This window comes from Alloalcanivorax xenomutans, assembly GCF_032810065.1.
Classification (GTDB): Bacteria; Pseudomonadota; Gammaproteobacteria; order Pseudomonadales; family Alcanivoracaceae; genus Alloalcanivorax; species Alloalcanivorax xenomutans.
Genome location: NZ_CP136538.1, coordinates 3618002 through 3638544 on the forward strand (window position 1 = coordinate 3618002; position 20543 = coordinate 3638544).

The 20543-nt window shown below is 60.0% G+C and carries 24 protein-coding genes; 23 read left to right on the top strand and 1 reads right to left on the bottom strand.

What is annotated here, in order from left to right:
* Positions 1-86 precede the first annotated feature (86 nt).
* From RYH70_RS16605 to RYH70_RS16645, 9 genes are all read left to right on the top strand, one after another.
* A complete protein-coding gene (locus RYH70_RS16605; protein WP_026949879.1) occupies positions 87-422 on the top strand; it encodes a hypothetical protein in 336 nt (111 codons plus the stop codon).
* Positions 423-473: 51 nt separating this feature from the next.
* The gene (locus tag RYH70_RS16610; protein ID WP_026949880.1) at positions 474-1763 is read left to right on the top strand and encodes an ISL3 family transposase; all 1290 of its coding nucleotides are present in this window, start codon (positions 474-476) and stop codon (positions 1761-1763) included.
* Between the two features lie 178 nt (positions 1764-1941).
* Positions 1942-2952 (top strand): hypothetical protein, encoded by a 1011-nt coding sequence (locus tag RYH70_RS16615; RefSeq protein WP_155854852.1) that lies wholly within the window; start codon positions 1942-1944, stop codon positions 2950-2952.
* Positions 2953-3081: 129 nt separating this feature from the next.
* The gene (locus RYH70_RS16620; RefSeq protein ID WP_317009425.1) at positions 3082-3912 is read left to right on the top strand and encodes a PFL_4669 family integrating conjugative element protein; all 831 of its coding nucleotides are present in this window, start codon (positions 3082-3084) and stop codon (positions 3910-3912) included.
* A gap of 412 nt (positions 3913-4324) precedes the next feature.
* Positions 4325-4762, top strand: coding sequence for a hypothetical protein (locus RYH70_RS16625; protein WP_026949898.1), 438 nt, complete (start codon positions 4325-4327; stop codon positions 4760-4762).
* A 215-nt stretch (positions 4763-4977) separates the two neighbouring features.
* On the top strand, positions 4978-5346 hold the full coding sequence (locus RYH70_RS16630) for a hypothetical protein (protein WP_155854857.1): 369 nt from the start codon (positions 4978-4980) through the stop codon (positions 5344-5346).
* A 548-nt stretch (positions 5347-5894) separates the two neighbouring features.
* Positions 5895-6191, top strand: a complete 297-nt coding sequence (locus tag RYH70_RS16635) for a hypothetical protein (protein WP_026949896.1) — start codon at positions 5895-5897, stop codon at positions 6189-6191.
* 127 nt (positions 6192-6318) lie between these two features.
* A complete protein-coding gene (locus tag RYH70_RS16640) occupies positions 6319-6765 on the top strand; it encodes a single-stranded DNA-binding protein (RefSeq protein ID WP_026949895.1) in 447 nt (148 codons plus the stop codon).
* A gap of 358 nt (positions 6766-7123) precedes the next feature.
* Positions 7124-9259 carry a DNA topoisomerase III gene (locus tag RYH70_RS16645; protein ID WP_026949894.1) on the top strand — a complete coding sequence of 712 codons (2136 nt, stop codon included), beginning with the start codon at positions 7124-7126 and terminating at the stop codon, positions 9257-9259.
* A gap of 402 nt (positions 9260-9661) precedes the next feature.
* Here RYH70_RS16645 and RYH70_RS16650 read toward each other — a convergent pair whose 3' ends face one another.
* Positions 9662-10156, bottom strand: coding sequence for a hypothetical protein (locus RYH70_RS16650; protein ID WP_026949893.1), 495 nt, complete (start codon positions 10154-10156; stop codon positions 9662-9664).
* A gap of 304 nt (positions 10157-10460) precedes the next feature.
* On the opposite strand from RYH70_RS16650, the gene RYH70_RS16655 reads away from it, so the two are divergent.
* The 14 genes from RYH70_RS16655 to RYH70_RS16720 all read left to right on the top strand — a co-directional run bounded on the left by RYH70_RS16655 (position 10461) and on the right by RYH70_RS16720 (position 20522).
* Entirely contained in the window at positions 10461-10871 is a 411-nt protein-coding gene (locus RYH70_RS16655; protein WP_208611044.1) for a coiled-coil domain-containing protein, read from the top strand.
* A gap of 118 nt (positions 10872-10989) precedes the next feature.
* Positions 10990-11196 carry a hypothetical protein gene (locus RYH70_RS16660; RefSeq protein WP_026949892.1) on the top strand — a complete coding sequence of 69 codons (207 nt, stop codon included), beginning with the start codon at positions 10990-10992 and terminating at the stop codon, positions 11194-11196.
* A 116-nt stretch (positions 11197-11312) separates the two neighbouring features.
* Positions 11313-11615, top strand: coding sequence for a hypothetical protein (locus RYH70_RS16665; RefSeq protein ID WP_063139776.1), 303 nt, complete (start codon positions 11313-11315; stop codon positions 11613-11615).
* Positions 11612-12097 carry a DUF7673 family protein gene (locus RYH70_RS16670; protein WP_208611045.1) on the top strand — a complete coding sequence of 162 codons (486 nt, stop codon included), beginning with the start codon at positions 11612-11614 and terminating at the stop codon, positions 12095-12097. The genes RYH70_RS16665 and RYH70_RS16670 overlap by 4 nt, the downstream gene beginning before the upstream one ends.
* 146 nt (positions 12098-12243) lie before the next feature.
* Entirely contained in the window at positions 12244-12555 is a 312-nt protein-coding gene (locus RYH70_RS16675; RefSeq protein WP_051414564.1) for a hypothetical protein, read from the top strand.
* A 197-nt stretch (positions 12556-12752) separates the two neighbouring features.
* On the top strand, positions 12753-13424 hold the full coding sequence (locus tag RYH70_RS16680; protein ID WP_051414566.1) for a DUF6012 family protein: 672 nt from the start codon (positions 12753-12755) through the stop codon (positions 13422-13424).
* Between the two features lie 279 nt (positions 13425-13703).
* Complete coding sequence (pilL2, locus tag RYH70_RS16685) at positions 13704-14243, top strand: PFGI-1 class ICE element type IV pilus protein PilL2 (RefSeq protein ID WP_063139775.1); 540 nt, start codon at positions 13704-13706, stop codon at positions 14241-14243.
* A complete protein-coding gene (locus RYH70_RS16690) occupies positions 14240-15001 on the top strand; it encodes a hypothetical protein (RefSeq protein ID WP_026949885.1) in 762 nt (253 codons plus the stop codon). The genes pilL2 and RYH70_RS16690 overlap by 4 nt, the downstream gene beginning before the upstream one ends.
* Before the next feature lie 9 nt (positions 15002-15010).
* Entirely contained in the window at positions 15011-15802 is a 792-nt protein-coding gene (locus RYH70_RS16695; protein WP_317009426.1) for a TIGR03759 family integrating conjugative element protein, read from the top strand.
* A gap of 4 nt (positions 15803-15806) precedes the next feature.
* Positions 15807-16493 carry a transglycosylase SLT domain-containing protein gene (locus RYH70_RS16700; RefSeq protein WP_208611046.1) on the top strand — a complete coding sequence of 229 codons (687 nt, stop codon included), beginning with the start codon at positions 15807-15809 and terminating at the stop codon, positions 16491-16493.
* 13 nt (positions 16494-16506) lie between these two features.
* Positions 16507-17046 carry an integrating conjugative element protein gene (locus RYH70_RS16705; protein WP_035451603.1) on the top strand — a complete coding sequence of 180 codons (540 nt, stop codon included), beginning with the start codon at positions 16507-16509 and terminating at the stop codon, positions 17044-17046.
* A gap of 12 nt (positions 17047-17058) precedes the next feature.
* Positions 17059-17532, top strand: a complete 474-nt coding sequence (locus RYH70_RS16710) for a PH domain-containing protein (RefSeq protein ID WP_051414539.1) — start codon at positions 17059-17061, stop codon at positions 17530-17532.
* Positions 17533-17569: 37 nt separating this feature from the next.
* Positions 17570-19798, top strand: coding sequence for a type IV conjugative transfer system coupling protein TraD (gene traD, locus RYH70_RS16715; protein ID WP_317009427.1), 2229 nt, complete (start codon positions 17570-17572; stop codon positions 19796-19798).
* A gap of 10 nt (positions 19799-19808) precedes the next feature.
* A complete protein-coding gene (locus RYH70_RS16720) occupies positions 19809-20522 on the top strand; it encodes a TIGR03747 family integrating conjugative element membrane protein (RefSeq protein WP_026949887.1) in 714 nt (237 codons plus the stop codon).
* The last annotated feature ends 21 nt before the right edge of the window (positions 20523-20543 follow it).

The following is a 20543-nucleotide window of genomic DNA, read 5'->3' on the forward strand; positions in this document are numbered from 1 at the left end:
CGTCTCCAATCGTCATGATCAGAGCTTAACGCCTGGTCCTGATTTCGGGGACCACCTCACTCCTGGTCGCACTATGTCTCGCTTCAGTGGCGTTGTGGCTGCTATCCGCATTGGCAGGCGGGCTCGGGCTGCTGGGCACGACGCTATTGCTGATCCTTTGGGGTGGTGCAATTGCCGCTGTTCTGGTGGGATTCCAAACTTGGATTCTCAAGGAAGCGGGCGCTGACGCGCTGCCGGCCTCTGCAATCTATGTGGCAATCTTCAATGGCGCGATTGGTCTTGGCGCAGTGCTTGGGAGCTATGTTCTCACGCTGGCCGGTCTCTCACAGATCTTTTTGATCGCGGCCATGGCAACAGCAATGGGGACGCTAGCCATTTTGTTGTTAACTTATCCGGCTACAGTTCTTAGCTCTGTAGAATAGGCAGGCACGCTCTCTGACACTTCGAAAATCTGGACAAAGTAAGGAGGCTATGTGGCCTGCGAGCCCGCGAATATTCTCCATCTTCCGAAATACCAAATTCAGGGGACCAAGGTAGAAGAGCACGATCTCCATTTCCATTTAGAAGCTCCTCACCCTATAGCTTGTGAGGAGTGCGATGTAGAGGGAGAGCTTGCCAGATTCGGAAAGCGCGACGTCGCGTACCGTGATCTCCCTATCCACGGAAAACGCGTCACCCTTTGGGTGATCCGCCGCCGTTATACCTGCCGGGCCTGCAAGACCACTTTCAGGCCCCGGCTACCGGAGATGGCGGACAGCTTCCGCATGACGCTGCGGCTGCATGAGTACATAGAGAAGGAATCCTTCAACCACCCCTACACCTTCGTGGCAGCCCAGACCGGCCTGGACGAGAAAACGGTACGCGACATCTTCAGCGCCCGAACCGAGTTCCTTGGGCGCTGGCACCGCTTTGAGACGCCCCGCATTCTGGGCATCGACGAGCTGTACCTGAACAAACGCTACCGCTGCATCCTGACAAACATCGAGGAGCGAACCCTGCTCGACCTGCTGGCTACCCGCCGTCAGGACGTGGTGACCAACTACCTGATGAAGATGAAAGACCGGCAGAAGGTTGAGATCGTCAGCATGGACATGTGGAATCCCTACCGGGCAGCGGTCAAGGCCGTGCTGCCACAGGCCCGCATCGTGGTCGATAAGTTCCATGTGGTGCGCATGGCCAACGATGCGCTGGAGAAGGTGCGTAAGGGCCTCAGAAAGGAGCTGAAGCCCTCCCAAAGCCGAACCCTCAAGGGAGACCGGAAAATCCTGCTGAAACGCGCTCACGAAGTCTCAGACCGAGAGCGCCTCATCATGGAGACCTGGACAGGCGCATTCCCGCAACTGCTGGCCGCCTACGAGCACAAGGAGCGCTTCTACGGCATCTGGGACGCCACCACACGACCCCAGGCAGAAGCCGCCCTGGACAACTGGATAGCCACCATCCCGAAGGGCCAGAAGGAAGTCTGGAGCGATCTGGTCAGGGCGGTGGGCAACTGGCGCGAAGAGATCATGACCTACTTCGAAACGGACATGCCCGTCACCAACGCTTACACGGAGTCCATCAACCGACTGGCCAAGGACAAGAACCGTGAAGGGCGTGGTTACTCCTTCGAGGTGATGCGGGCACGAATGCTCTACACCACGAAGCACAAGAAGAAGGCACCGACTGCGAAGGTCTCTCCTTTCTACAAGAAAACCATCGGTTACGGACTGCCGGACTTCGCAGAGGAACTCAACTACGGAGTCGATCTATCAACCATCTGAGGGTGGTATCAGATTGATGGGGTGAAGGTGCCCCATCAACCATTAAATCCGTATACCCCTTAAAAAACGGCCGCATCGGATACTCAGTAACCGAGCCGTGTGTTTGAGACGGGCATTGGCGGGATCGGAGACACAAGGTCTTTTTCTGATTGGCCTCCTCATTGGGTTTGTGGGATGGATGTCCAGCGTATCTGGGATCATCGAATCCGGCGCCTTGCTCAGCGACGGCGTCTGGGCCATGTATACCAATCCCTTCGCGATCTTAACCGGTGTCTTCGGTATTGCGTTCATTGTAGCCAGGTTTTCCGATCGTGATGATTACGATCTGGCGACGCCCAGAGGCGTGGCGCAACTCATTCGTTTGTCGCAATTGAACCCCGAAGTGCACGTTTTTCTGACCCAAGGACTTCAAGCAGGCTATCTGCCACGGCGCCGGGACCTCATCGCAGCGCGAAGGATCAATCGGAAGCGGGTTCGCGCTGAGCAACTCGCGGGCCAACGTCGTCAAACGTTCATTGACCTTAAGGAAGGCCTGTCTCTAGAAACTGAAGAAACCGAGGCCCCGAAACGAACCGCGTGGCCCTCGGTTTGGATCCTGTTGCAGCGGCCGAACGGCAGCGACTGGGCGTTGCACGAGCTTCCGGCTTCCCGAGACGCCGCTATTGAGCAGGTCAAAGTGGTGTGGACGGGGCTTGGCGCCTACACCTTTATCCGAGAAGTCCATGATCCGGATGGCGGCGAAAAGGTCACTATCGAAATGACGCTGACCGCGTATGCCAAGGGAGAATACGGACTGACGGAGTTGGCCCCAGGCAATGGCATTACCTCAACCACACAGGATATCACCCGGTACCTGAACGCCGTTATCGGAGATCTCGGTCACAGCAAATCCGCCTTAACCCTGTCGCTGAATACCTACGACGGCAAGCCCGATTACCGCGAATGCCAGGGGGCGTATGCCTGGCTGCATCTGGAGGACAACGCCGGAGAGACGGTCGCCGAAATCGGGCTGACGTTGGGCCAGTCGTTGCGGCTATCCCGAGAGTCCGAATCGCCGAACGATCCTGTCTATGTGTGTGAGTTCCCCACACTCCGTTCGGTCTTTCGGTTCGTGCAGATCGCCTGTGATACCTTCCACTGTGACCATATCGCGTTCTCACCGTGCTGTTCGGTAAATGGTAGTACATGATCGGACTGAGTGGACTCGGGACTTCAATCACCGGGCACGAAAAATAGAATCGATCAGAGCACCGATTATCGGCGTCTTGCCTTCATTCAAATCTTTACAGTGGCGTCTGACAACACTGTGATAGACCGAGTGAACGACGCCATGGCCGATAATCCCACGTCCAACGACAATTCTCGTACCTCCCCTGCCTCAAGCTCCGGCGGCAGCCCCATCGAACCCGGACGGCTGACCAACAGCGTCCGCATGACGATTCAGACTCGGGTGGCCCAACGACTGATCCACGGGCGGCGCTCAGACCCCGCCAGTGGCACGCCCGCTATCGTGGGTCTGTACCGGTACGCGGCGATGACACGGCAGCTCTGGACTGCCGCGGGGAATGATGATCCGTATGCGGATTGGTGGCTGCTCCGCGTCGAGCAGGAAACCGATGCCGTGCGTGAGCAGATCCAGGGGCTGCGACAGCATATTGATCGGTTTCTGGAGGGGGCGCCCGCCATGGACATCGCCCTCGCCCATTCCCTGGAGCCGGCCGTCGTCGAACTGACGTTCGGAACGCCGTATGCCTACCAAGGCGCCTATCTTCTCGCGGATCTGGACGAGCTGGTGCTGGCCATCATGACGGGCCGCTTCGTCGGGCTACTGGATCGCGAGACATTCGAGCGTCATCTGGAGGAGTCAGGCCGGGGTGTCCGGCGACTGTTCGCGACCATCCAAGGATACCGGCATTTGGCTGTCACCCGGGATGATGTGCGCCAGGGCGCCCAGAAAGGTCAGCGTGCCATCGAATTGATGGGCGAGCTGCCTGATGAGATTCTCAGCGGCGAGCTGCGGGCGGCCCATGCGCCGCCTCTGCGGGTCCAGACCGATCACCCTGAGACTGCGCCAGAGAACGCCGACCCTGAAGATAAAGACACTGCGGCCGCTGCGGCAGAAAAGCCGGACGGCAGTGAGCAGGATTGATTGGAACAGCCGTTGTGTGTCATGGCGGCGGACAGAGCCATCGGCTGGCCTCCTTCCGGTGATTACACTGTAATCACTTCGGCGGCGGACAGAGCCATCGGCTGGCCTCCTTCCGGTGATTACACTGTAATCACTTCGGCGGCGGACAGAGCCATCGGCTGGCCTCCTTCCGGTGATTACACTGTAATCACTTCGGCGGCGGACAGAGCCATCGGCTGGCCTCCTTCCGGTGATTACACTGTAATCACTTCGGCGGCGGACAGAGCCATCGGCTGGCGCAGTTACCCACTGTTATCTGACAACACACCCTCGGATACTTCTGACAACGCAGGTCCCCCATTTTCTGACAAACTCCCCTTTAAAGGGTTTAACCCTTTAAAGGGTAAGAGGGCTGACAAGGCATCTATCGATTATGACGGCATACCGCGTTCATCAGGTCCGGGCTCGATTGGCAGAGCTGGAGCAGCAGATCGCCCGGGCGGAACAGGACGGCAAAAATCTGTGCCAAGCGTTTCGGCAGCGGTTCCCCCGGTCCCCCTTCTACCTGGTGCGCTACCCCAATCGCACCATGACACTGTACCGGTGGCGCCGGTCCAGTCATCGGCACTGGCGCGGCCAGGACATTCCCGCCGGGCTCAATCATCCGGTCAACCTCGCCAGCGAAGGCGGTGCACTTCTGCTACGGCTCCTGCCCGAATCCGCCCGGCCCCACTATCTGAAGTTCGAGCGCCAACGATTGGACCTCAACCTAACATTGTCACTGCGCCATTACGAGCGCCAGCGATTGCAGGACTGGCTGGCCAACGTCAGTGCCATTGGTGCAATGGGTAAAGAACGCGGGTATGGATAGGCGAGCCATCAATTCATTTTTTCTTGTTCCACGTGGCACACAGGTGATTCATGACTTTTTTAGCTCAACAGCCGTTCTGCCTTCTGGCACTCCTGGTTTCTTCGGTTCTACTGTCAGGGTGCGGCGACCCGCCTCATTTCGAGGGTCAATACGTCGGTAGCCTGGGCGATCAGTGCATGCCCGGCAGTGGATTGCCCCCTGCCCTAGACATGCACTTGGACATCCGCGTCGATGATCCCGAAAAGCGTAATCCGTCCTATGTCGCCCGATGGCGCTCCTCGGCCTTTGGTGAGTTTCCAGTCTCCGCACCGGGTAAACTCAATGGTGACCAGCTCATGTTCGAGTTTGAAAAGGACGAAGTGCGTGGCTGGACCGGGTACCAACCCCAGTTGCTGGTGACCATGACCCTGGAGCCGCATGCCGGAAAAGACGGACATCTATGGTTGAGTGGATTTAACTTGAGCGCCCTGGACGCTCGAACCGAATCCGCAGCGATTGAGACGGTCACGCTGGAGGATCTCACTGAGCAGGCACCATTCGGTACCCTGGGGAACAATGGTCTGTGCCTGGCACCGGCCTCTTGATCTGAACGTGGGCGTCAGCACTACATTGAGGTGTCACGGTGGGTGGGTCAGGCATCCCGTTGCAAGACCAGATTGGCTCAGCACGTTCAAGACGCCAGGGACAGTACGATTCAGGAAGCACCAGTCTCACGCCCGACCTGTCATCATCCGCGCCAATCTGTCTCACCACGGGCCACCCACCGTGACATCGGCCATTCTGTAGACAACATCCGATGTGTCAATACGATGTGTTGGTTGTCTCTGCCCAACTTGAGGAAACACCACGGCTCCACGGGCTCAGCCTGGAATCTGGAAAATCCAACCGGTCGGATGAACCATTCCTCCTGACCAAGACCAGGAGAAACCTCATTATGAAGGGGCAGGCACGGTCCGATGGAAGAGGAAAGAAGGCGCGGCCTTCCCGCGCCCGAAGTCAAAGCTGCCCCGTTGCCAGAGGCGATGTTCCAAACGTGGGACAGCCTTCTATCCCGGAGTAACGGCAAAAAAGGGCGTGACGTCATAGCGTCACTGGGCCGTGCCTGCAACTCCAAGATTAGAGTCTCTCAATTATGGACGCAAGCGACGCTCGGCTCTTGCTCAGCACCCACCATCGTCTTGGGATTCCCTTCAAGTACAGCGTGCTGTTCCTGTTGAAGGTCGAGGGCTACCCCGTTCACCAACTTCAGAAGGATAGCCGGATCAGCAGTCCGGCCCTTCACACTGCCTTGAGTGGTGCACATTGGCCGAACGACCGCCTACGGCACTGTTTGCATGACCGGCTCGGCCTGGACCCGTTCGCCTGGGGCGAACAGAACGGCGCCTGGCAGTGTCGCATTCCCGAAGCAAAACGCCGCCGGCGCCCGTGATGCATCGAGACATAAATCCCGCCCACTGCCAGACGGTTTTTGTATTGAGGGCGATGGCCTGCTCCCTCAGCCTGACCATCAACACGCCGTCACCACGGCCGCCACACTCACCACTTGAGGACTCGGTATGGCACTCAGAATCACAGGTTCCGGCAATCTCGGTTCCGCCCCGGAACTGCGCACCGTCGAGGTCAATGGCGAAGACCGCAAAGTCGCCAGCCTGCGCGTCTTCTTCGATCACTCCGTTCCCGACGGTAACGGCGGTTTTGTGGACAAAGGCGGCTGCTGGCTAACCGTATCCGTCTGGGACAACCGCGCTGAGCACGTCGCCCGCGTTCTGCGTAAAGGGATGCGCGTTCGCGTGGAAGGGACACTGCTGGAGCGGCCCTGGGAAAAAGACGGCGAGGCGATGACGTCTCAGGAGGTCAACGCGCGCAGCGTCACGCTCGAACTGGCCCGCCTTGAAAGCGTCACTCTGCGCCCGAAAGCCTCCGCAGGGCAAGGTGTGCCGGCGGAGCCGGAACACGCGGATCCCCAATCCTCTTTCGATGACACGGGTGCCGGGGCGTTCTGACCCTTTTGATGTCTTTGGCGCCTTGGGCGTCTCCCGGTATCCACCGAGCACTATCCCCCAGCCAGCGGTGGGGTAAAACCGGCCCAGCATTCGGGGGCGTACTGGCAGGCAGAGCAGGCACCCGCACCTCGGGTGGGTTTCAGACCGGTTCAATCGGCTCTGGACTCGCCCAAACGCTAAACACAGGGGCTGTGATCTGCCAGGGGAGACCGCCTCCGGGCTCCCCTCTTTCTTCTTGATGGTCTCGATTGCAACGATTAACCCTTCGGCACCGGCCTCCCTCCCCCCCCCCCAACACGGCCGGTGCCTTTTTTAACAGGGATATCCATTTCCATTTTTCGCTGTTTTGGAGAGTCGCATGACCACGGTCTATCTATGCGAGAAACCGTCTCAAGGCCAGGACATCGCCCGAGTACTCGGCGCCACGCGCAAGGGCAATGGCTGCCAAAGCACCCCCTCGGAAGACGTGGTCGTGACCTGGTGTTTTGGGCACTTGCTGGAGATGGCACCGCCCGAAGCCTATGACTCGACGTTGAAATCCTGGGCCCTGGACACGTTGCCCATCATTCCGGCGCAATGGCGCCTGGTGGTGAAGCCCAGCGCCCAACGCCAGTTCACCATCATAAAAAAATGGTTGGGGCGGGCGTCGCGTCTGGTGATCGCCACCGACGCGGATCGTGAAGGCGAGGTGATCGCCCGGGAAGTGATGGCGCTGTGTGGCTACCGAGGCCCCGTGCAGCGCTTGTGGTTGTCCGCGTTGAACGACGCCAGCATCCGCAAAGCGCTGTCTCAATTGCGGGACGGCGTGGAGACGCAGCCGCTGTATCTGGCCGGGCTGGCTCGAGCCCGAGCGGATTGGCTGGTGGGCATGAACCTAACCCGGGCCTACACTATCCTGGGCCGAAACGTCGGTTATCCAGGTGTGTTGCCCGTCGGGAGGGTACAGAGCCCGACGCTATGGTTGGTGGTGGATCGGGATCGGGCCATTGAAGCGTTCAATCCCTCTCCCTATTGGACGATCACCAGCACTTTGTCGGCGCAGGATGCCGCGGCACCGGCATTCCGGGCTCATTGGCAGCCGCCAGTAGAACACTGCGACAGCCAGGGCCGTTGCATCAATGAGGCCGTGGCCCGCACCGTGGCGCAGCAATGCACCGTTGCTGGTGCGCAGGCTCAGGTCACGGATAGAAAGAAGGAGAGGAAAGCCGCGCCACCGCCGCTGCCCTTCGATCTGAACAGCCTGCAGCAGGAGGCGGGGAAGCGGTTCGGGTTGGCGGGCGACCAGGTCGAGAAGGCGGCTCAGGCGCTGTATGAGACCCATAAAATAACCAGCTATCCGCGAACCGAGTGCCGGCATCTGCCCACCAGCATGCATCACGAGGCTCCTGATGTGCTGCGCGCGGTCCTGGCCATGGAACCGGAGCTGGCCTCGATACAGTCGATGCTGGATATGAGCCGACGCACGAAGGCCTGGAACGACGCCGAAGTTGAAAAGGCCTCGCACCACGGCATTATTCCCACTGCCGAGTCCGTCGATTTGACCCGTCTCTCCACAACGGAGCGGCAGGTGTACAGTTTGATTCGGCGGCAGTATCTGATCCAGTTCCTCCCGGACCATCAGTACGATGCGACAACGCTGACCCTGTCTGTTCAAGGCCATCCTTTCCTGGCCAAAGGAAAAGCCACTGTCGAGCCAGGTTGGACCCGGCTGTTTCCCTCATCAAAATCGACGCCGCAGGATGGCGACAATCAACAAGACGGAAGGGGCGACCAGGGGATGGTTCCCGCGCTACCGGAAGGCACGTCCTGCGCCATCCAGTCCGTGGAGTGTGAACGCAAGATGACCACACCACCGGCCCGTTACACCGACGGCACCCTGATCGCGGCCATGAAAAACATCGCCAAGATGGTGACCGATCCCAAGCTGCGTGCCGTTCTGCGTGACACAGCCGGCCTGGGCACTGGCGCCACCCGGGCCAACATCATTGCGACCCTGAAAAAACGGGGCTTCATTGAAAAAAAACGGGGCCACCTGGTGTCCACCGAGCAGGGGCGTCAGTTGATCGACGCGTTGCCCAGTGCCATCACCAATCCCGATACCACCGCCGCCTGGGAGCAGGCCCTGGAAGACATCGCCACCGGTACCGGCACCCTGGACGATTTCATGCGGCGTCAGTTGGACTGGCTCAACACCGTGGTGACGTACGCCAAGGGGCAAACCCTGTCCGCCCTGGCGGCCACCGTGAAGGACACTGCATTGCCCTGCCAGTGTGGTGGACCTGCCGCCGAGACCGCCAAGAGCTGGCGCTGCACTGCCTGCGGTAACACGGTCTGGAAAACCACGTTCGGGAAAAAACTGACGGTCAACCAGGCCGGTGGACTCCTGGCGGGCAAGACGGTGGCCCTGAAGGGACTGGTCTCAAAAAAAACGGGGAAGAAGTACGATGCGAAGGCTACCCTGAGGGATGGGAAAGTACAGCTGAGTTTCGATTAGTTACGAGCAACTCTATCGGACACGGGTTCCATCGGGGCCCGCAGCCTGACGTAACGGAGACCGCCATGAACCGCATGAACCGTAATCGCCTTTTTACGGCGATCGACATTACTCTTCGACCTTCGTGCGACGTAACTGCGCCTCAAGGCTGGCGATTCGACGAATAAGCTCTACTTCGGAACATCCTCTTCGCACCTCCGCTTCCCATTCTAAAACGTAATCGCGCATAAACTCCCGTACCACCTCAGACGCCTGCTTGTTACGTGATGTGCAGGCGTGCTGGAAACGATCGAGCAGCTCCGCGTCGATGCGGGTATGGAATTGTCGAACCTTACTTGGCATTCTGGTACCCAATTGTGTAGCGGTGGAGACTGGGAGATGAAGGGTTCTGGTATGGTGTGGTTAGTCCTGGCCGCGATTGCGGTTGTGGTTGCGGTGATGGTGCTTCCCGGAATGCTTGAGCAGCTCAAACAGTAACCGACGCTGTCGAACACAGCCCGCCAGAAACACACCGACGACAGCCCCCGTCAGCGCGGTGACACTGTAGAACCCGAAGGTGATCTGGGGGCTGACGGTATCCGCCGTCAAGAGCATCGAATGCGTGATCGCCAGATACCGCCAAACGATGAGGGTACCGACCAACCAGATCAGGTGCACCGCCATAACCACAGCGGCACGCCATCGTGAGCCCCTGCCCTCAACAAGACGCCGCCTTGCCCCTACCAAAAACAGCGGCATCAGTGCGGTGAATGCCAGCAAAACCCCGTAGAACCCGAGCAGTGTGGATTGCTGGGTCAGGAGCCCGAGCAAGGCCCACTCACCGACCACGAAGAGAATCAGCGCCACGGGTGCGCTTCGCCCTGACTCTTTCCCTGAGCCGTTGTGAATACCTTGCATGTGCCCTCCTGATACAGATCGTTGCGGTGATCGACGAGCATCAAGGTGTCTCACTGGGAGGTCCTGATCCAGTTAAAAACGGATGGGGAATCGGTCGAGTATTGACGAACTCGCCAAGCTTTGCTGAGATTAACGGGCAATACCGTGCTGCCGGTTAACGCAGCGCCCTTCAAGCCCCACCCGGATCGTGCAATGGGGCGGCCTTCGGGCCTCGATCCTTCTTTCCAACCCACCCACACGGGGAGCCTCCCCGGCGGGTGCTCCTCTGTGTATCCTATGATCAGAGGAGCTGAACGAGATGAGCATGTACGCCATCGATACCTTGGCCTTCGCCAAGAAACTACGGAACGCCGGCCTCTCCGAGGAGCAGGCTGACACCATCGCCGAAGCGCACGGCGCCGCCTTTCGGGAGGCCGCCGAGCACACGCTTGCCACCAAGACGGATCTCTCCGAGACCCAAACTATACTGAAGCAAGATATCGTTGCTGTTCGTGCTGAACTGAAACAGGATATCGACGCTGTGCGTGCTGCACTGAAGCAAGATATCAGCGCTGTGCGTACTGAGCTGAAGCAGGATATCGGCGAGCTGCGTACCGAACTGAAACAGGACATCGCTGAGGTTCGTACTGAACTCCACTCGTCACTGCGGACCCAGACGTTTGCTATCATTGGCGCCGTCGGCGCACTGATGGCCCTGTTCCAGTTTATCGGCTAAACCTAGCCACTCTTCTTACCCCTATTCACAACTCAACCCTGACCGGGAGCCACCTTCCCGTTAGGGAGACGTCTGTGTGGTGTTTCTCGGTGTTTTTTAACCGTATAGGAGAAAGACCATGCAACAGACTGGATATCTCGCCGTGAAATACTGCGGCCTGTCCTTACCTCTCCGCGTTCTGCGCAGCGGCGCCGGGTACTACATCGGCACCGGCAGCGACGAACTCGGTCCCGTCTCACGGGAATCGGAAGAGTACTTTCCGAACCGGGACGCCGCCAAGGCGGCGCTCAAAACCGGTAACTGGACGCAAAAACACACGCCGTAATTCGGCCCAAATCACACCCTCACCCTCGACGGGGATCACCGCTCCCGTCAGGGGCGTCACCAGTTGGTGACGTGGTGGTTCTCCGTCCTCGATCCCTATCGTTAAGGAGAACGACCATGTCCCATCTCGATCTACAACACCGCGTAATTCGCGGCAGATTCTATTCCCGCTCCGCGGTTGATCATTTCACTCGCTGGAAAGCCACGGGCAGCCCCGCCGCACAGATCCACGCGCGGCACTGTGCCTACATGGCGGGTCGCTTTCGTCTGGTGCTGCCCAGCGATCTCGGCCGTATCGCGGATCTGCGACAGCAGTTTTGTCGCGGGTTTCTTGATTCGATTCGGTCGGACTACGACCAGCAACTGATGCACTCTGATGCCTACGCGCTCACGCGGTCCACTTCCATGGAGGTTCTATGAACATCTATCATTCCACCTGCCCGTCTTGTGGTAATGAGGCGGACCACCTGATGGACGGCAACGCCATCGCGGTGCGTTGTGTGCACTGCGGTTACTGGGCTGGCGAATTGTCGGAGGTTCAAGAGCGGCGTTTGAAACGGCACCAGGATCGGCGAATGGGCTCAGGCAATGGTGAGACTCATTCGATTCTCAGTCCCGAGGAATACTGGGCGTTGACCTACCTGATCCGGCTCGCCAAATCCGACACCGGACAGAGCGCCAGGGTCGCCAACTTTTTATTGAGTTGGTGGAACAACGCCTCCTGTGGGGCGTTTGCCCTCACCGACCTGTGGGGACTGGATGACGAAATCACCCAGGCCATGCAGGTGGTCATTCGGTTCTTGTGCCGACGGCAGGTCTATCCGGACACGCTCGGCTTCAAGGACGACTTCCAGGCTATCATCCGGCAATGGCGCCCTCATTTGCTTGAGGAGGAAGCCTGACCTTCATCAACCTTCAACACATCGGGGCGCTAATCGCCTCGTTTTTCCTGCGGGGAAACACCTTCCCCAACGGGACGCGTCTCGTTCTACGAGTGCATGGTGTTTCTCCGTTCTTCATCAACATAAGTCGACACAGGAGAACCACCATGTCTGATTCCATTCACGCCACAGTCCCAGAGACCATCGCGGCAAACGTTCAATACCTGGCCAACAGCACGCAACGCGGTTGTGGCTGTTCTTATGAAATCTACCAAGACACGTTCTCTCAACGTGTGGATGCACTGCTGGCAACGACAGAGGATTCGACAGCGAAAGCCGCGATTCTCAACGTCGCCCGAGAGTTCGATTACGTCACGCGGGCCGAGCTGTCGGCCATGCGGGAGGACTGGATGGACGATGGGGCCTGCCGTCATGGGCTCGATCCGGATTGCTGTCCCCTTGGGTGCGGCGATCTCTGATACGTCCCGTGCATTCCCCATTTCACTTTCCCCCAGGGCGCCTATGGCGCCCTCTTTTATTTCCGTCATTGCCACCGCTATCCCCGTTCCTGGTCACCGTTATTGGCACGGCCTTCTGTTGTCCTTTCCTCTACCGATCTGGCGACATCATCTGGATCCTGAGGCTATCGTATCCGCAAAGCAGGACAGCCCGCATCATGTTGATCCATCTCACCCCCAAGCTGCTTATCAAGCTCCAACACGATATTCCGTGCGAGCTATTGGATATCCAATGCCCTGAACTGGGACTGTGCTTGCACGGTGGGGAGGATGTGGTCGCCTGCCGGCCCTATCCCAATAAGGGCTATCACGTGGCGCGCCGGAAGGTGGGGCGTAAGGCGGTCAACGGGGTACTCGTTCACACCCCCGAGGTTCTCTCCACCTTCACGCTGACCACGCGCTGGACCGTTTACGGCGACCCCGACCAGGGTAACCCGGAACAGGTACTGACCCACCGCGTGCACTATACGGTACTCGATGACGAGCACGAGGCAGTCAGCGACTGCATGCTGCTTTGGTATGGCCGTGACTGGGGGGACAGGCACTGGCCCTCCCGCTGGCCCGCGGACATGAACGGCCCACCCGTCAGATGGGAGCCCCGCATGGATCTGGTGCCCGGTTTTCACCGTTATGTTCCCCACATCGATCGCATGGATAAAGGCCGCCTTGGGGCCCTCATCGGGTTTATCCGTGAGCGCGAGGAGCACTGTGTGTTGCCCACCCTTGAACCGGATCGTCTCTTCGAGGCCCCGCCGTTTCCCGGTCCGGCACGCCAGCATGCGTTTTCCGCCTTTGCGGCATCCATCGACGAGAACAACCCAGCCCCGTAAATTGCCACGGCGAGCCCACGGATTAGGCGTTGTTCGCCCCGGCCCGCTTCGGCACCGTTTCAGGCGTTGACTCGTCACACGCCTGGACCGTCCATGAACCGATCCCTTCTTTCGACTGTTTCAGTACTCAACCTGCCTCTCGCCCTACTGCTGGGGGCCTGCTCCGCGATACCCCCGGATCACCCAGCGTCCGCGTCGGCCGACACACCGACTCCTCCGGCATCGTCCCAGGCCCACGCGGCCAATGGCCTGACGGATGCCTCTCCCGATCTGTACATAATGGAAAAAGTCTCAGACGCGCCCCAGGTAGTCCGCACCGGACGCTACCAGCTATGGGAACTGGGCACGTCCTCCGGTCAGCAACAGCTGATCAACCAGGTCGTTCGCGTTGCCATCCCCAGCACGCTGTCGGTCACGGTCACGGTGAAGGACGCCCTCATGCACCTGCTGGCGGGAACGGGGTATCACCTGTGTGATGGAGTGCCTCCGGATTTGGCGAATCAGCCCTTGCCGCTCACACACCAGAATCTGGGCCCCGCCTCATTGCAAGAAGCGCTGCAGGTCCTGGCTGGGCCGGCCTGGGTACTCCAACAGGATCCACGACGCCGGGAAGTGTGTTTTCGTGCCCGGTTCCCGGCCCACGTTGGTGCGATCGACGAAGGCGGCCCAACCCGCCAAACCAACGCCACTGCGGCGCACCCTGATGCAGGGGAATCACCGACAGCAAACGCGGCGTGTCCCTATTGTGCCTCCGAGCATGCCCACCAGGCGCGCATGAAAACCCGCTTGGACCCCAGCTTAAAAATGGAGAGTGAATGATGCGGTTTCCATCGTTTCCAGCTAATGCCGCGTTGATCTTAGTGGCGTCCCTCATCGCCGGTTGTGGCGGTTCTGATGACGACACCACATCCCCCACGGGGGATTCGGCCAGCGTGGACGCGGTCTTGCCCGTAGGCCCCGCGCCGTCCAGTGATCTGGATGGGGGCGAAGAGATCGGTATTGGCATGGGCGACATTAATCCGACCACCGCACCCGTCGTATCCGATGGTGACACCGCCCCCGCAGACACCCCCACTGCCGCCATTTCAAGTCGGTTGAGCGCACTGGAAGAGCAACAGGGCGATCTGTTCGAGGAAGTCCAGGATAAGACCCAGGGTCTGAATAACGCCATGGCGGCGCACGTCGAAGAGGTAGCGGCATCACTGGCCGCGCTTACGGCACGGATGGAAAAAGCGGAAGCCGGCATCAACGAGGCCAATGAACGCCTGGAGGCGCTGGAGAAAAAAATCACTGCCGTGGCCGATCAAAAAGCACGCGTCGCCTCGGCTCGCGCCGCAGCCCGGCGGGACCAGCCTACCGCGCCGTTTCTGCTGACCGGCGTGGAATCGCGGGGCGGCATTGATTACGTCGGTGTCACCCCTCGTTCCGCCACCGGCCTGGCCGACATCCGGTTCATGGCCATTGGGGATCAATACCAGGGCTGGGTACTCAGTGGCATTTCAGAGCGATTCGCCACGTTCAAGGTACGCCGGGAAACCGTCACCGTCCCGTTTTCCTCTTCTGATCCCGCGCCGTAGGTCACCGCCATGATCCGGTCTGTCCCGTTCTCGTTGTTGGCTTCAATGTTCCTGATTTTTCCGGTGGCGCTCACCACCCCTGCCCCAGTGTTCGCCGCCACGGACGGCGCGAACGGGGCCCCTTCTTCCAACCCGCAAAACACCCTGCGCCAGTCAACGGACCGCTCCGAGACGCAGCACCAGTTCACCCAAGAGAGAAAAGCCCAAATCTGGGGGCTCTCTCAAACGGAATGGAACCGTTACGAAACTCTGATGCAGGGCATGCACGGCTACCGATCCGACACGCTGGATCCGCTGACGTTGCTCGGGATCGAGGCACGGACCGACGAAGAGCGGCAACGCTATGCCGAGCAGCTTGCCCGAATCGAACACGACCGGGTCGAACGTCTGCTGGCCTTCCAACGCGCTTATGACGACGCCTTTGCCCGGCTGTACCCCAATGAGCAGGCCATCGCTGACGATACCTCGCTCAGAAGGACCGCTGAGACGGATACGCTCACCCAGACCCTCTTACAGAATGGGCAGCGGCCGCGTGTCTTCACGGCTCTTGAGCGCTGCGCCGCGTGCGATCGGACCGTGCGCCGGCTGGTAAGCCAGGTCACCTCCGGCGCGTTGGCGGCGCTGGACATCTATGTCGTTGGCGCAAGCAACGACGATGCTATTCGCGATTGGGCCCGGTCCTTGTCAATTCCCACCGAGCCAGTACGACGCGGGCACATCACCCTCAATCACGCGCCGGATGGGATGGGTCGGAACGATCTGCCCCGGGTGCTGGGCACCACCAGTGGCGTGGGGGAGTAATAGCATGCGGGCTTGGTTCCGGTTTTTCCATTATGTCCTTCATGTGCTTGCTCCTCTGGTGGTGATGGCCCCGCTCTGCGCCGTGGCCAATGACATGGCCGGCTCCGATGACGGCAAGGCCGTGCCGCCGGCGTATACCGCCGCGGCTCTGCGCCATGCGGTGCCTCCCGTGGTGCTGTACGCCCTCGCCCACACCGAATCCGGTACCGCACTCAACGTGGGTAAACGGCCCTGGCCCTGGACACTGAACATCGCGGGCCAGGGCTACCGTTACCCCAATCGAACCCAGGCCTGCCAGGCGCTGACTCAGGCCTTAAAAAAAACGCGGGTGATCGATGTGGGGCTGGGACAGCTCAATATTCGCTGGAATCCGGCGCTGTTCGGTAGCGAGGGGCGATTCTCCGATCCCTGCGACGCCCTGGATCCCTACGACAATCTGGACGCCACCGCCGCCCTGCTGCGTCAGCGCTTTGACCAGGATGACCACGGCAACAACGGCGATTGGGGCCGCGCGGCCGGGCGCTATCACCGCCCTGCCGGTGGCGCACCAGCGCAGCGCTACCGCCTCGCGTTCCTGGCCGAAATGAAGGCGCTGAACAGCGCCACCGTCTTCCTGGTTCACCAGGGCGGGCAAGGCGACACGTCCTCGGAGCCGCCAGACGGACACGCTCCCTACGAGTTTTCCTTTTAATTGAGGTCAAGGCATGTTGATCCGTTTGCTGATCGTCCTGCTCTCCACCATTGCGGCCCTCTCGCCCGTTCATGCGCAATTGAAATCCCCGCTTACAGTGATTGCCGATGAAGGCGGACAACCCGCTCAGCCCTACTACGTGGCCATCGGCGCGGCGCAGGTGGATGAGGAAGACGGCTTTGTCGCGGCCACCCCGGACAACGCGCTGAATCGGGCCGCCACCGAGACGGACATGCTGCCCGTGGTGTCCGAGCGGCTGAGTGTCGGGCCGGTCACACCTCGCGCCCTCTCTCTGCCCCCAGGCACCACCCCATTTTTTTTGATTGGCACGGATCCGGACTCCATGCGCTGGCTCACGCAACGCCGTGAGCGGCTGGTTGAACTGCGGGCCGTGGGGATGGTGGTGAACGTGGCGACCGCTGAGGACCTCGCCGCGCTGCGCGAACAGGCACCGGATCTGGAACTGCGCCCGATCCCCGGTGACGATCTGGCAGAGCGGTTCGGCCTCGCCCACTACCCGGTATTGATCACCCCCACCCGACTGGAACAGTGACCGGAGACCGTCATGACCACCGACTCCGTATCCCGCAGCGACGACCTCATCTGGACAGCCCGTCCCAGCCAATGGCTGAACGCCCCTACCTTCTTTGTGGTCGCCGTGACCGTGCCACTCTCTGTCGTTGGCTTGCCCTGGCCATTTTCCATGGTGGGTCTCGTGTTCGTGCTGCCCGCGCTCTGGAGTTACCTGGTGGTGCGCTGTACGCGCTACACCCTGACGGCGCGGCATTTGCGCATTGAGTTCGGGGTGCTCACCCGCCACACCGAGGAAGTGGAGCTGTACCGCATCGAGGACACCGGCCTGGCTTCCCCGTTCTTTTTGAGATTGGTGGGATTGGGAAATCTCTACGTGCTTGGGTCGGATCGATCTACCCCCTGCATTCATCTGCAGGCCCTTACCGACACTGAGTCCAAGCGTCAGCGCCTGCGGGACCAGGTGGAAGCCGCGCGTCGCGCCAAAGGCGTGCGCGTGATCGAGTGATCCGGATCGAGAATGAAGAGCGCCCAGGAGACGCGGTATGAGCCAGGATCATCCTATTGAGTCCCTTCTGAGACCGGCCGTCGAAGCTTATACGGCGGGCACTTGTCTTGGGTGCGCGATCCTGTGTCTCTGGGCCCCCTGGTCCATCGCCCTCACGCCTTCAATCGGCTATGGCACCGCCGCCGGTTTTTTGGTGTTCGGTGGCATCCGCGGTCGCCAGGCGTGGCGGATCTGGCGCTATCGCCGCAATATGAAGCGCCTTCCCCGGTTCAGTCTCACGTCACGGCAGATCCCGGTGAGCCACCGCCAGTTGTGGCTGGGCAAAGGGTTCCGCTGGGAGGCCATTCACACCCGCCGGCTGTATGAAGCGCAGCTGCCCGAGACGCAGTCCTATTTAGATCCGTCCTTACCCTACCGGTTGGCCCGGTCCCTGGAAAACCGCCTGGATCGTTACACCTGGGCCGCACCGGCTATCCGGATACTCAGCGCCGATACCCCGTTTAATCCCGTGAGGCCCTTGCCGCCAGTGGGCGGTCTGCCCGCGCTGCACGCGGTTGAGCCCAGCGAACGCGACGTGTACCTGCCACTGGGCGAACGGGTCGGCCACACCCTGGTGGAAGGCACGACTCGGGTCGGCAAAACGCGACTGGCGGAGATTCTGATTACCCAGGACATTCACCGGGGTGACGTCGTCATCTGCTTTGATCCGAAAGGTGATGCCGACTTGATGATGCGCATGTACATCGAGGCGCACCGCGCCGGCCGCGGCGACGCCTTCCATATCTTTCATCTGGGGTATCCGGCGTTATCGGCGCGGTACAACGCGGTGGGGCGCTTCGGGCGGATCTCCGAGGTGGCCACACGCATCTCCGGGCAATTGTCCGGAGAGGGTAATAGCGCCGCATTTCGGGAATTCGCCTGGCGGTTTGTCAATATCGTGGCCCGGGCCCGGCATGCGCTGGGGCAACGGCCCACCTATGAACAAATCCTGGCCGACGTCATCAACATCGATGACATCATGATCGAGTACTGCGTGGCGGTGCTTACCCAATACGATCAAACCGCCTGGGATCAAATCCGGGAGATTGAAGGAAAACTCAATCCCAAGACGATTCCCCGCAATATGCAGGGCCGCCATCCCCGAGTCGTCGCCATCGAACTGTATCTACAGAGTAATCCGGTAGCCGATACCGTGCTGCAGGGCCTGCGCAGCGCGGTGCGCTACGACAAAACCTACTTCGATAAAATCGTCGCCAGTTTGCTGCCGCTGCTGGAAAAACTCACCACCGGCCAAACCGCCGAGTTGCTGAGCCCGGACTACACCGATCTGGAAGACAAACGCCCCATCTTCGACTGGCGCCAGGTTATTCGACAGCGTGGGATTGTGTATATCGGGTTGGATGCCATGAGCGACTTTGAAGTCGCCCAGGCCGTGGGCAACTCCATGTTCGCGGATCTGGTCAGTATGGCCGGCCACATCTACAAACATGGGGTGGATGATGGTCTTCCCGATATCGGACGTCGCGCCGGCAAACTCCCCATTAACCTGCACTGCGATGAATTCAATGAACTTATGGGCGAGGAATTCATTCCGCTGATCAACAAAGGGGGCGGCGCTGGCATCCAGGTGACGGCCTACACCCAGACGCTGTCGGACATTGAGGCGCGCATTGGCAACGCCGCGAAAGCCCGCCAGGTGGTGGGTAACTTTAATAATGTGATCATGTTGCGGGTGCGGGAGGACCGAACCGCGGAGCTACTGACCCGGCAACTCAGAAAGGTCTCCATCAATCAACGCATGTTGATGTCGATGACCTCCGACAACAGCAATGTGGACACCGATCAGGACTTTTCCAGTTCCGGCGGCGACCGCGTCTCCACCGTGCAGGTACCCATGATCGAGCCGGCCGATGTGGTTTCACTCCCCAAAGGCCAGGCGTTCGCGCTCCTGGAAGGCGGTCAGCTGTGGAAGATCCGGATGCCCCTGCCGCGACCTGACACGGGTACAGAGATCCCCACCGGCGTCACGGATCTGGCGTCGCGCATGCGCGAGAAGTACCACACCGGCGATCATTGGTGGGAAACGGTGATGCCGGCGCCCATCCACGTCGAGCCCGCAACCGGCGGGCCTGGAGCGACCGCACCTCTCACCACCACCGCAGCGCCATCCGCACTTGAAAAAACAAACTGGGAAGGGGATTTCGAGGTCGCTTCCGGCTATTCGAACGATCTGAACGATGTTGACGACGGCGTTGATGAGGACTGAGGGGTAAGCCATGGCGGAAACGACGGCTCAAACCACTCAGCCCAGGCACGGGCGTCGTACCCCGCCCGGTCTTCTGTCCCGGCTTCTCGGGCTGCCGTTCCGGATCGTTGCGGTTCTTATCTTCTCCATTATCTCGGCGGTCCTGATCGAATGGGTGGGGATGGCGTTCCAGTGGTGGGGCCAGCCCGGGGCCGAGCATGCGCTGCACATGATGCATACGGAAGTCGGCTGGTTGGACAGCCATTTTACGCGATCACTGTTGCTGTCCAACCCGGTGGTGACGGTACAAAGCGCCGTGAACGCGGCCTTTGATACCATCTTAATAAAAACCGGCATTGGTCCCGCGCTGATGCAGTATTCCAGCGAATCCGGTTGGTTGGGGACCGTGGCCACCTACCTCCTGGCCGCCGTCTATATCGCGCTGGTGATCCTGGTACGCGCCGTTATTTTATTTTTGACGTTTCCGCTGTTCGTGATGGCGGCGCTGGTAGGCTTTGTGGATGGGCTGGTGCGGCGTGATCTGCGTAAGTTCGGTGCGGGCAGAGAGAGCGCCTTTATCTATCACCACGCCAAGCGCTGGGCCGGGCCGGTGTTCATCACCGGCTGGTTACTCTATTTGAGTGTCCCCTGGTCCATCCATCCCAATGTGTTTTTAGTGCCCTGTGCCAGTCTGTTTGGCCTGATCGTCAGTATCGCCGTGGGATCATTTAAGAAGTATTTGTGAATGGGGCGCATGGATTAATTT